Here is a 12,401-nt window from a genome sequence, read left to right as displayed (position 1 = left end):
CATTATTATTTACCCCAAAAAAATCGATTCTCATGGAATTCTGAAACGTTTTAAAAATTCCTTGGCCAAGTCCATATAGGCACGTGCACCTTTTGACCTGACATCATATAAAATTACGGGAAGTCCATGGCTTGGCGCTTCAGAAAGTCTTACATTTCGAGGAATTATAGTGTTAAACACAAGTTCTTTAAAATGTTTTTTTACTTCCTCTGCCACTTGATGGGATAAATTGTTTCTTTTATCAAACATTGTGAGTACCACGCCAAAAATGTCGAGATCAGGATTTAGCCTAGTCTTTACAAGATTATATGTTCTAAGGAGATGAGCTATACCTTCTAAGGCATAGTATTCACACTGAAGTGGTATTAACAATTTTGATGCAGCACAAAGTGCGTTTACTGTTAAAAGGCCTAAAGATGGTGGACAATCAATTATGATGAAATCATATTTTTTTGATATTCCTTTTATTAGGTCCCTTAAATAAAATTCTCTACCGATTTTATCTACCAGTTCTATTTCTGCTCCAATGAGGTCCTGATTTGCACCTAATAATGTCAAATAAGGAAGTTTGGTCTCTGCTAACATTGATTGAGCTTTATGGGGTTCGAACAATGCCTTATATACGTTTTTTTTTGAATCAACCACCACACCCAATCCACTACTGGCATTTCCCTGGGGATCTAAATCTATTAACAGGATTTTTTTTTCTAAAGCAGCCAATGATGCCGCCAAATTTATTGCCGTGGTAGTTTTACCTACACCCCCTTTTTGATTTGCAATAGTGACTATATGTTGCATATTATGCTTCCTTTAAGGAACGATGGCAATAATTTTTTGCGTCATCTAGCGCTGAAATTAATCTATATATTTCCTGTACATCCTCTGATTTTACAGCTCCAATTAATTGGTTTGCAAGGTGAGCAAAATCTTCTGCTTCGTAAGACCACTCCTCATGGGCAAAATTTTGCATACGTTGTGCTAGTTTTGTAAATTGCTTTACATCGTCAATTGCAGGTACCTTACCTTCCTCTACACAATCCATTAATTTTGTAAAATATTGTTCCATTTCATTTTTTAATTTTTTTAACCCCATGAGACCCTCCAATGGAATACTTATAAAAAGTTATTGGATATCTTATTTAAAGTTTTACCTTGAAGTAGTCAACATACCATTTTATAAATTTGGGGATACCTTCCTCAATTTTTGTTTTTGGCCTAAAACCAATATCTCTGGATAAATCTTCAATGTCTGCATAGGTTTTGGGGACATCCCCAGGCTGTATTTTCATGTAATTCTTCTTTGCCTTTTTGCCCAAGGATTCTTCAATTATCTCAATAAATTTTTCTAGACTAACACTTTGATTGTTACCAATATTATAAATTTTATAAGGACAGATACTAGAGGATGGATCAGGACTCTCAGATGACCATTGGGGATCAGGTTCTGGAATGTGTGTCATTACTCTTGTTACACCCTCTACAATATCATCTACATAGGTAAAATCCCTTTCCATTTTCCCATAATTATAAACATCAATTGGTCTGTCCTCAATTATGGCCTTGGTGAACTTGAAGAGAGCCATATCAGGTCTACCCCATGGTCCATATACTGTAAAAAATCGTAGGCCCGTGCAGGGGAGTCCATAAAGATAACTATATGTATGCGCCATTAGTTCATTTGCCTTTTTTGTTGCAGCATATAATGAAACAGGGTGATCAACATTATCCTTTACACTAAAGGGCATCTTGGTATTAAGGCCATAAACTGAACTGGATGATGCAAAAACAAGGTGTTCAACGCCTGTATGCCTACAACCCTCTAAGAGGTTAATGAACGCAACGATGTTGCTGTCAATATATGAATAAGGATCCTTTAGACTGTATCTAACACCAGCTTGAGCAGCTAGATGTATAACAAATCTTATGTTGTTTTGTTTAAAAATGTTCTCAACTTTATCGCGCGTTTCAATAGAGACTTTATAAAATGAAAAATCCTTGTGACCTAACAGTATGTTTAATCTGTCCTGTTTAAGCTTCACTGAATAATAGGGGTTGAGATTGTCTATTCCTATTACTTTGTACCCATTGGATTTAAGAAGCTTTTGGCACAGGTGAAATCCAATAAAGCCTGCGCAACCAGTTACCAAGACATTGTCCATGTTAAATTATCCTTTTTTTATTTAGTTTTTTTGAATCTTTTTAAAATATCCCAAGCTATATTCTTCATGATCCTGTTATCTGGCAACATATCTTCTGGTGAAGGTAATACCAAAATTGTATATGACTTAAATTTGTTTACAAAATAGGGAGACGAAGAGCTAATAGAAGGAATTAAAATTTTTTGAGCGTGTCTTCCAAAAATGAATATATGAGTTATCTTGTATTTTTGCCTTAGTTCATCAATCTTTGCCCAAAAAAGATGTGGTATCTGTTGTACGGAATTTTTTGATTTCTGGGTAAAGGGTATGAATACATATCCCGATTGCCAGTTTAAATTGCGCAAGATGTCCTTAAACAGTTTAATTCTAGAATTCTGGGTTTTTGAAAAAAGGTCTATATCCTCATGCAAAGAACAATATGTAATAACAAATTTGTAGGGAGGGACTCCATAGTTTTTTAACTGGGCAGCCCCACTTTTCTTTTTTCTGTCTTTGTTTTTGTTCTTTGAAGCAAGATACAAAAGTTTGAGGCCAGAATTTAACCAAAGGTAATTTCTGATAGTTAGCTCGTTGATACTCTGTTCCATATTTCCCAGGCTATGTCAGCTTTAAGCATGGTGCCGAGATCCACAGCATTTGCCATTTTATCAATTATTACAACGCTATTTTTGTCGCTCTTGAATCCTGTATTTTTGTGATTTATTTGATTCACCACTATAAAGTCAAGATTTTTTCGAGCCATTTTTTCCTTGGCCAATTCAATGAAGTTGTCTTCTGTCTCTGCAGCGAACCCTATTAGTTTCTGATCTTGATTCTTTTTTTGTCCTAATGTTTTTAATATGTCAGGATTTTTTTCAAATTCAACTAACAGCCTATTGCTTGCACCTTCTTTTTTAAATTTTTGTGTAAGTCTATTTTTGGGCCTAAAATCACAAACAGCTGCACATAGACATCCAATATTATGATCTGGCCAGAGTTCAGTAGCAACTTCAAACATATCCTGAGCGCTTGTTACGTCAATTTTTGTGATCTCACTAGGTAGCCAAACATCTGTGTCCCCAGATATACAAGAAACCTTTGCTCCTCTAAGCCACGCAGCTGTAGCCAGAGCCGCACCCATTTTTCCACTAGATGGGTTGGACCAAAATCTAACTGGATCAAAAAATTCCCTGGTAGGACCCATGGTAATTAAAATTTTACATCCAGCAAGATCCTGAGGGGCTAAACTTTTTAAAATTTGAAAATATATTTCTCTCAGATCTGCAAGTCTGCCTTTGCCGTACTCGCCACACGCAACTCCTCCTACATCTGGCTCTACCACCTTGATCCCATAGCTCATTAATTTTTGGAGATTATCTATTGTAGGCTTAGCATTGAACATCCGTGGATTCATTGCCGGGGCCACTATTATTTGCTTATCAAAAGCCAGGGCCTGAGACGATATTAAATCATCTGCTATACCATTGGCAATTTTTGCCATTATATTAGCAGTGGCTGGAACAATAGCAAAAACCTCTGGATCGTAACCTGGATATAAGTGGGAATAAAGGGAATCCAATGAAAACATATCAGTTGTAACACTCTCAACTCCCAAACCCTTAATTGTGATTGGCGTGATAAATTTTAAAGCTGCCTGGGATAAACTTACACTTACCTTGGCTTCCCTTTTTACCAATTCTCTCATTAAGTCTAAAGACTTGTACGCAGCAATACTACCTGTTACTCCTATGTGTATACCTTTGCCTTTTATATATGAAAAATCTAAATATTTCGGAATCATGGTTTTATCTCTTCTTCTGTTATTTCATCAGATTTATTGATTGAACTTTTGGTCCTGGGAACAACCCATATAAATGTCTCAGTGGTGAAGCCCTTGTCTTGAATTCTAATGACAAGATCTTTACTCTCTTTTGAAAATAAAATTATATATTTGCCATACTTAAAATAACTCCTTAAGTGCCATCCATTTTGAGGAAGATTGGATTCAAAATATTCAAATAAGGATAACGGGTCTACTCTTCCTTTATACACCAGTATTCCAACCTTTATTGTAGCAGATTCAAAGACCAGGGATTTTTTTGGATCCAATTTTAGCTCCTTAGGGATTGGAATATCGGGAAAGTCATAAGATGTTGATTTTTGATATTCCATGGTATATGCTTCAATGCCATTGCTGCTATTACTTGAGGTGTTTTTGAAAAAAGTATTCTTTTTTATTTGGCTACAACTGATTAATACAAGTGTCATTAAAAACAACGGGATCTTTTTCATTTTACTTCTCCTTTTCTTTGTTGGGATTAAGAATGGAAAAAAAATTTCACCTGTCCAATTATGATTTTGACTTACCAAAAGAACTTATTGCACAGTATCCACTAAAAAAACGTAGTGAGTCAAGACTTTTAGTGGTAGATAGAATAAAAAAATTTTTTTTTGAGACCAAATTTAGAGAGATTTATAAATTTATACCTGCAAACAGCCTAATTGTATTTAACCAGTCTAAGGTAATTCCCGCAAGAATTTTTGGTAAAAAAAAATCCACAGGTGCAAGGATAGAATTTTTGTTACTTACCCCCTTACCTTTGATTGAGATCCATAAACGAGGGGATTGGAATACATGTGTTGTAGAAGGATTGCTTAGGCCATTAAAGCGCCTTAAGTATGGAGATCTAGTTGTATTTTCAAAGGATTTTTTTTTAAAAGTAAAGGAAAAATTTGAATTTGGCAGATGTGTAGTGGAGCTTTTCTGGAAAAAAAATCTTTTTGAGTTAATAAATGGGCTTGGTACCATGCCTCTGCCCCCTTATATTAAAAGGGATTCTGAATCCCAGGACTTTATAAGGTATCAGACCGTATTTGCGAAGGACGAAAAGGCAGGTTCAGTAGCTGCTCCAACTGCTGGCCTCCACTTCGATGATGGGGTTATCAAAAGGTTAGAAGAAAAGAATATTGATATGGCATTTATTACACTCTATGTGGGCGCTGGTACCTTTGAACCAGTGCGATGTGATGACATCCGTCAACACAAAATGCATAAAGAATATGTTGAAATTGATTATGAAAATGCAAGTAAAATAAGTTTAGCCAAAGAAAATAATATTCCGGTTGTGGCTGTTGGAACAACTTCAGTGAGAACTTTAGAGGGTGTGTTCAAAAAATTGGGTAAGTTGGATGAATATAAGGGATGGGTGGACCTGTATATATATCCAGGCTTTAAATTTCATGTGGTTGACCATATGATAACAAATTTTCATCTCCCCCGTTCTTCCCTATTGCTTTTAGTGTCTGCCTTTGCTGAAAGAGACCTTATTTTGTCTGCTTACCAATATGCAGTGAAAAATAAATTTAGATTTTTTTCATATGGAGACTGTATGTTAATTTTATAATAACAATTTGTCGTAAACCATCAAAAAAGTACATTGACTTTTATTTTTGTTTTAAGCTAGGTAATAACACGTTTATTGGTTAATATTGTTATTTATTTTTATTTAAATATTAAAAAAAGGCGTTGGGAGTGCTATGTCTAGGATTGAAATCAGATCAGAGAGATGTAAGGGTTGTTTGCTTTGCACCTCTGTTTGTCCAGAGGAAATATTGGTGCAGGGAGAGGTTCTGAATACAAAGGGCTATAAGGTTGTTCAATGTGACCAGGGAAAAAAAGATAAATGTCGAGGATGTGGATTTTGTGCAGAAATATGTCCAGATGGAGCCCTGGTGGTTTTTAAAACCATAAAACCAAGAATTCGTGATTCGTGATTAGTGAACAGGAAAAAGGAATGAACCACTACACCAATACACTAATACACCTAATATACCAATAACCACTATACCAATAACCAATACACCAAAAAGGACAAAATAATTATGGATAAAAATAGAGAGAGAATGCTTGTAAAGGGTAACGAGGCAATAGCTATAGGGGCCCTGGATGCAGGGGTAGAGTGTTATTTTGCATATCCAATTACCCCACAAAGTGATATTCCTGAATATCTTTCAAGGGAATTAGTGAAATTGGGTGGGGAGTTTGTTCAGGCAGAAAGTGAGATTGCCTCAATAAACATGGTACTTGGTGCTGCAGCTTGTGGAAAAAGGGCAATGACTTCCTCTTCATCACCTGGAATTTCCTTAAAGCAAGAGGGAATTTCCTACATGGCTGGGAGTGAACTCCCAGCAGTTATAGTTAATATTACTAGAGGTGGGCCAGGTTTAGGAGGTATTCAACCTTCCCAAGGTGATTATTTTCAGGCCACTAGGGGTGGTGGACACGGGGACTATCGTACCATGGTTCTGGCTCCTTCCACGTGTCAGGAATGTTATGATTTAACAATAGAGGCCTTTGATTTAGCTTTTAAGTACAGAAATCCTGTTCTTATTCTGGGAGATGCCATTTTAGGACAAATGAAAGAACCAATTACCAGATGGAAACAACGAACCATTGATCCCAATGAGGCCAATGAGTGGAAGCTCACGGGGAAAAAGGGTAGAGAGCAGAGGATCTTAAAATCCCTTTTTCTTGGCGATGGCGAAATGGAAGAACATAATATGAAACTTTTTAAAAAATATAAATCCATGGAACAAGATTTGAAGTGGGAAGAGTTTTTGATTGAAGATTCAGAAGTTGTTGCTGTTGCATTTGGTTCCATTGGCAGGATTGCCAAATCCAGTGCAAGAAAATTAAGGGAAATGGGATATAAAGTGGGGGTATTTAGGCCAATTACCCTATTTCCTTTTCCTTATGAGCCATTAAGGAAATTGGCTATGTCTGGAAAGAGATTTATCACCATTGAAAACAACACAGGTCAAATGGTTGAAGATGTGAAATTGGCTCTATGTGGTGTTACTGATACAGAGTTTTTTGCAAACATGCCTGGAAAAGTTTCTACACCAGAGGATTTTATAGAACCAATAAAGAAAATGTTTTAAGTATATTAGGGGATATGAGATGAGTGAAGTTCAAGAAAAGCAAGTTTTTTCTCTGCCAAAATGTATGAAGGATGTTCCCACCCATTTTTGTCCTGGGTGTCACCATGGAATAATACACAGATTGGTGGCTCAGACAATAGATGATTTAAAACTTCAAGATACTTCTATATGCGTAGGCTCAGTGGGGTGTTCAGTATTTATTTATGATTATATTGATGTGGATACAGTGGAGGCGCCCCATGGAAGGGCCCCAGCAGTAGCTACAGGTGTAAAGAGAGCAAGGGCAGAAAATTTTGTATTCGCATATCAAGGGGACGGCGATCTTGCTGCAATTGGTTTATCAGAGATTGTACACTGTGCTAATAGAGGTGAGCGGGTAACCATTATATTTGTAAACAATACTGTCTATGGCATGACAGGAGGACAGATGGCACCCACCACTTTAGTTGGTCAAAAGACTACTACCTCTCCTTATGGAAGGCGCGAATCTAAGGAAGGATATCCTTTAAAAATGGCTGAGATGTTGGCCTTTTTAGAAGGAACTGCTTTTTCAGCCCGTGTTGCTGTGAATAATATAAAAAATATAATTAAGGCCAAAAAAGCTTTAAAAAAGGCGTTTTTGGTACAACTTGAGGGTCTGGGTTTTGGTTTTGTAGAAGTATTATCTGCTTGCCCAACTAATTGGCATATGAGCCCTTTGGAGGCCAATGAGAGGATAGAAAGAGAAATGATAGAGTATTTTCCATTAGGAACTTATAAAGATAAATTAGAAGACAAGAGATAAAAAAATTTTATGGGATTGATAGTGATTAAACTAATTTTTTTTAAAACTTCAATAAGAGTAATTCGTGATTTGTGATTCGTAAATGGGTGGATGGGTGGATGAGTGGATGGGTGGACAATGCACCAATAACCACTACTCCAATACACTATTACACCAATATACCACTATACAAATAATAGAGGTGAAAATTTATGTATCAAGATGTGATAATTGCAGGATTTGGTGGTCAAGGCGTTATGCTTATTGGAAATGTACTTGCCTACGCTGCCATGGAACAGGGACTTAATGTCACGTATATGCCTGTTTATGGTGTGGAGATGAGGGGAGGTACAGCCAATTGTACAGTAGTTATATCTGATGAAGAGATAGGTTCACCAATTATTTTCCATCCCAAGACACTTATAATCATGAATCAGCCTTCTCTGGAAAAATTTCAACCAAGACTGGTTGAGAAAGGGCTCCTCATTGTTAATTCCTCAATTGTGGATGAAAGTTTAGTTGATAAAGAAAAGTATTATGCCTTATCTGTACCAGTAAACAAAATAGCTGATGAGCTAGGAGATATCAGAATGGCCAATATGGTTGCTTTAGGTGTATGGGTAGGTGCCACCAAGGCAGTAGAATTGGATATGGTCATGAAATCAATGGAAAAGCACATGTCTTCTTTAAAAAAGCAAGTAGTTGAAAACAATAAAAAGGCATTACTTGAGGGATATAAAATTGGCTGTGGAGAGTAATTACGAATATGAAAAGATTTTTGGAGTAATTGGACATCCAATATCCCATAGCTTGAGCCCAATTATTCATAACTGGGGTTTTAAACTTTATAATTTACCTTATGTATATTTTAAATGGGATATAGATCCCTGCAAACTTCCTGAATTTATAGTAGCCGTAGATACATTGCATATTGGTGGCTTTAGTGTAACTATCCCTTTTAAGGAAAAAATAATACCATATATGGATGAAGTGAGTGATGAGGCTACTTCAGTTGGGGCAGTAAATCTTGTATATCTTGATGGGAATAAAATAATTGGACACAATACAGATGTAGATGGATTTTTGACACCAATTAAGGATACTTCAATAGATTCTGCCCTAATCCTAGGATGCGGGGGAGCTGCCCTTGCTTGTATTTCTGGCCTTAAAAAAAATAAGGTTGAATCCATTATAGTAGCAGGACGCAATAAAGATAAATTAAACAAGATAAAAAAAAGGTTCAACGTTGATGTGATTGATTGGGATTTTAGAGACAAGCCAAAAGCTGATCTTCTTGTCAATTGTACTCCCATTGGAATGTCTTCTTATAAAGATGAAAATCCATATCCAGATAAGGAGAGCTTAAGCAGATTTCAATTGGTCTATGACGTGGTTTATAATCCCCTTGAGACCAGACTTATAAAGGATGCAAAAAAATTGGGCATTAAAGTAATTCCTGGAATTTATATGTTTATCTATCAGGCATTGTTCCAATTCCAGATCTGGACCAATAAGACCTTTGATGTAAATGGAGCCATGAATATCTTAAGCCAATATCTATAACCGTGATTCGTGATTCGTGAATAGGAAGACGGGTTGACGGGTGGATGAATGGGTAGATGATGCCCCAATAACCGTGATTTGTGATTTGGGAACAGAACAGAAAGAGAAGTAAACCAATACACCAATGTACCAATAACTGGGAACAGTGATTTGTGATTCATGAATAGGAAAAAGGAATGAACCACTACACCAATACACCAATATACAAATACACTAATATACCAATAACCAAAAATAAATTACCAGGATAATTTTTGCCCCTAGATTACCCTTGAATTTTTTATGTCCATGAAATATGAAAAGAGATGAGATAAGTCCTATAATTTAGTTTAAACGGTTTTTATGTTTTTTTTAAACAAAAATATACTGGAGACAATTATGAAGATTAATAAATGGGTTTTGACGCTATTTTTGTTATGTTCCTTGGCCATTAGCCCCTCTAAATCCACTGCTGACAAGATGTACGAGCCTTTGAAACAATTTAGCCAGGTGCTCAGTATAGTAGAGAAAAATTATGTGAGAAAGGTAGATAGGAAAGAGTTAATTAAAGGTGCCATTGAGGGAATGTTGAGAAATCTAGATCCCCATTCCCTTTACCTGGACAAAGATGCATTTAAAGAGATGCAAATTGAGACTTCTGGTGAATTTACTGGCATAGGGATTGAGATAACAATAATGAATGGAAGACTCACTGTTGTATCTCCAATTGAAGATACTCCTGCCTATAAGGCAGGCCTAAAAGCAGGAGATATTATTATAAGAATAAATGACGAGCCCACTGATGATATTACCCTTCTTGAGGCCGTGAAAAAAATCAGAGGTCCAAAGGGCACAAAAGTTCGTTTAACCATACTTCACAAGAACTCCCATGTGCCTAAGGAAGTTACCATTGTAAGAGATAAAATTCCTGTGCACAGTGTAAAATCTCACATGTTTGGTAAAGACTATCTATATGTAAGGATAACTAATTTTAATCAAAATACCACCAAAGAATTAATTGATGCAATACATAGGCACAAGAGTACCTTAAAAGGCATTATCCTGGATCTCAGAAATAATCCTGGAGGGTTGCTTGATCAGGCTGTATCAGTGGCAGATGTATTTCTAAAAAAGGGCCTTATAGTTTATACCAAGGGAAGGGTTCCAGAGAGTAAAATGAGTTTTTCTGCCCAAAAACAAGAGACTGATGTTAGTTGTCCATTAGTGGTGCTAATCAATGCTGGTAGTGCTTCAGCTTCAGAAATCGTTGCTGGTGCGCTTCAAGATCAACACAGGGCATTACTTGTGGGTGAGAGAAGTTTTGGAAAAGGTTCTGTCCAGACTATTATACCCCTTTATGACGGGTCTGCCATTAAATTAACAACTGCAAAATATTATACACCCTCAGGAAGGTCTATTCAGGCCGAGGGTATCACCCCTGACGTTGAGGTGCCTTTGATTATAGCAAAGAAAGATGAGCAGCAAAAATTAATGGAAAAAATCATGAAAGTCAGAGAAAAAGATTTGGAAAAACATCTTAAAAATAAGGGCAAAAGTGAAAACAAAAAGTTTCAGCTAGATAAAAAGGCAAAGGAGATGTTGGCAAAGGATAATCAGTTAAGGATAGCATTAGAACTTGTAAAGGTCATGCCGAGATTAAAGACCATAACCTTTAATTGTGAACCGTGATTAGTGATTAGTAATTCGTGAATGGGTGGAGGGTGCCCCGATAACCGTGAACCGTGATTCGTGATTTGGGAACAGAACAGAAAGAGAAGTAAACCAATACACCTATACACCAATACACCAATGTACCAATAACTGGGAACCGTGATTCGTGAATAGGAAAAAGGAATGAACCACTACACCAATACACTAATATACCAATAACCAATACACCAATCCACCAATATACCAATCCACCACTAATTAAAAATGGCAAAAAAGCGATCTAGTAAAAAAAAGGTAGATAGAAATAAAAAGGGAAGCCTGGGCAAAGTCCTGGGCTTCCTTTTTATATTGGGTGTTACATTTTTCTCTCTTGTATATGTCTTGAATCTGCCAAATAAACACCAATATATTCATAACAAAGAATCAAAAAGTTATAGACAGAGCAAGAAAAAGATTGTGCCTCCGAGTAAGGGCATAACATATGAAGAACCTTTAATTTCCCCTATGGATGAAAAAATAAAAAAAGTAGATTTGGCTATTCTTCAATCCATGGTCATCTCCTCTCTTCCCAAATATTGTGTTCATTATACAGAAATAGAAAAAAGACATGTGAGAAACAATACTTATCTCTATCAATCTCTGGAAATAACTGGTGGAGCAGATAAAATACATGTATTTAGTGTAACGTTAATAAATTTTTTAAAAGATTGGTTTGATAACAAAGAATTAAAGTTAATAAAAAATAAAAACTCTTTAAAAATTAAGATAGATGGAGTTCTAACACATATTATCTTTTTTAATCCTAAAGGAGCAGTCTCTAGAAAACATATTAAAAAAGGAACATTAATACTCATAATTGATGACATTGGACGGGATTTAGAAGCTGCCAAGGAACTTATATCATTATTTGGTAAGAGTATAAATCTGTCGATCTTGCCCTATAGCCCCCATGCAATAGAGGTATATAACCTTTGCAAGAAGTTAAAAATCCCGACACTTTTGCATATGCCTATGGAACCGTTGAGCTATCCAGAGTCAAATCCAGGGCCTGGAGCTCTGCTCACAAGCATGGATCAAAACATGGTTAAAAATCTTACCCAAAGGGCTTTAAATCGGCTTCCAGGTATAATTGCCGTTAACAATCATATGGGCTCTAAATTTACACAGGACGCCCCCCTTATGAAGGCCTTTTTAATTGAGCTTAAAAAAAGACATCTATTTTTTATTGACAGTATGACCACCTCTAAGAGTGTATCCAGCAAATTAGGAAAATTATTAGGAATACCAGTGTATAAAAGGGATGTTTTTTTAGATAATAAGAAGGATATAAGATATATTTTGCTTCA

General features: G+C 36.1%; 14 protein-coding genes. 8 read left to right on the top strand and 6 right to left on the bottom strand.

What is annotated here, in order from left to right; all coding sequences use genetic code 11:
• Positions 1–30: 30 nt before the first annotated feature.
• From ACY2V1_RS05275 to ACY2V1_RS05250, 6 genes are read right to left on the bottom strand one after another with little or no spacing between them, the layout of a single operon-like run.
• A complete protein-coding gene (locus ACY2V1_RS05275; RefSeq protein ID WP_461833750.1) occupies positions 31–798 on the bottom strand; it encodes a ParA family protein in 768 nt (255 codons plus the stop codon).
• Position 799: 1 nt separating this feature from the next.
• A complete protein-coding gene (locus tag ACY2V1_RS05270) occupies positions 800–1,093 on the bottom strand; it encodes a GAK system XXXCH domain-containing protein (RefSeq protein WP_461833749.1) in 294 nt (97 codons plus the stop codon).
• 46 nt (positions 1,094–1,139) lie between these two features.
• Positions 1,140–2,159: an NAD-dependent epimerase gene (locus tag ACY2V1_RS05265; protein ID WP_461833748.1), complete on the bottom strand. Its 1,020-nt coding sequence runs from the start codon at positions 2,157–2,159 to the stop codon at positions 1,140–1,142.
• A gap of 17 nt (positions 2,160–2,176) precedes the next feature.
• A complete protein-coding gene (locus tag ACY2V1_RS05260; RefSeq protein ID WP_461833747.1) occupies positions 2,177–2,746 on the bottom strand; it encodes a hypothetical protein in 570 nt (189 codons plus the stop codon).
• The gene (coaBC, locus tag ACY2V1_RS05255; RefSeq protein ID WP_461833746.1) at positions 2,722–3,939 is read right to left on the bottom strand and encodes a bifunctional phosphopantothenoylcysteine decarboxylase/phosphopantothenate--cysteine ligase CoaBC; all 1,218 of its coding nucleotides are present in this window, start codon (positions 3,937–3,939) and stop codon (positions 2,722–2,724) included. The genes ACY2V1_RS05260 and coaBC overlap by 25 nt, the downstream gene beginning before the upstream one ends.
• Entirely contained in the window at positions 3,936–4,430 is a 495-nt protein-coding gene (locus ACY2V1_RS05250; protein ID WP_461833745.1) for a hypothetical protein, read from the bottom strand. The genes coaBC and ACY2V1_RS05250 overlap by 4 nt, the downstream gene beginning before the upstream one ends.
• A 32-nt stretch (positions 4,431–4,462) precedes the next feature.
• Between ACY2V1_RS05250 and queA the strand changes: the two genes are divergently transcribed.
• The 8 genes from queA to ACY2V1_RS05210 all read left to right on the top strand — a co-directional run.
• Positions 4,463–5,542, top strand: a complete 1,080-nt coding sequence (queA, locus tag ACY2V1_RS05245; protein WP_461833744.1) for a tRNA preQ1(34) S-adenosylmethionine ribosyltransferase-isomerase QueA — start codon at positions 4,463–4,465, stop codon at positions 5,540–5,542.
• A gap of 133 nt (positions 5,543–5,675) precedes the next feature.
• Complete coding sequence (locus ACY2V1_RS05240) at positions 5,676–5,912, top strand: 4Fe-4S dicluster domain-containing protein (RefSeq protein WP_461833743.1); 237 nt, start codon at positions 5,676–5,678, stop codon at positions 5,910–5,912.
• Between the two features lie 108 nt (positions 5,913–6,020).
• The gene (locus tag ACY2V1_RS05235; RefSeq protein ID WP_461833742.1) at positions 6,021–7,079 is read left to right on the top strand and encodes a 3-methyl-2-oxobutanoate dehydrogenase subunit VorB; all 1,059 of its coding nucleotides are present in this window, start codon (positions 6,021–6,023) and stop codon (positions 7,077–7,079) included.
• 19 nt (positions 7,080–7,098) lie between these two features.
• The gene (locus tag ACY2V1_RS05230; protein ID WP_461833741.1) at positions 7,099–7,863 is read left to right on the top strand and encodes a thiamine pyrophosphate-dependent enzyme; all 765 of its coding nucleotides are present in this window, start codon (positions 7,099–7,101) and stop codon (positions 7,861–7,863) included.
• Positions 7,864–8,054: 191 nt separating this feature from the next.
• A complete protein-coding gene (locus ACY2V1_RS05225) occupies positions 8,055–8,600 on the top strand; it encodes a 2-oxoacid:ferredoxin oxidoreductase subunit gamma family protein (RefSeq protein WP_461833740.1) in 546 nt (181 codons plus the stop codon).
• Complete coding sequence (gene aroE, locus ACY2V1_RS05220) at positions 8,590–9,405, top strand: shikimate dehydrogenase (protein WP_461833770.1); 816 nt, start codon at positions 8,590–8,592, stop codon at positions 9,403–9,405. Before ACY2V1_RS05225 ends, aroE begins: the two co-directional genes overlap by 11 nt.
• Positions 9,406–9,783: 378 nt before the next feature.
• Complete coding sequence (locus ACY2V1_RS05215; protein WP_461833739.1) at positions 9,784–11,073, top strand: S41 family peptidase; 1,290 nt, start codon at positions 9,784–9,786, stop codon at positions 11,071–11,073.
• A gap of 246 nt (positions 11,074–11,319) precedes the next feature.
• The coding region (locus ACY2V1_RS05210) for a divergent polysaccharide deacetylase family protein (protein ID WP_461833738.1) at positions 11,320–12,401 on the top strand (1,082 nt) is incomplete at its 3' end.

The sequence above is a fragment of the Desulfothermus sp. genome (genome assembly GCF_053993635.1).
The sequence above is the reverse complement of the archived record's forward strand: the minus strand, read 5'-3'. Positions and strand labels throughout refer to the sequence as shown.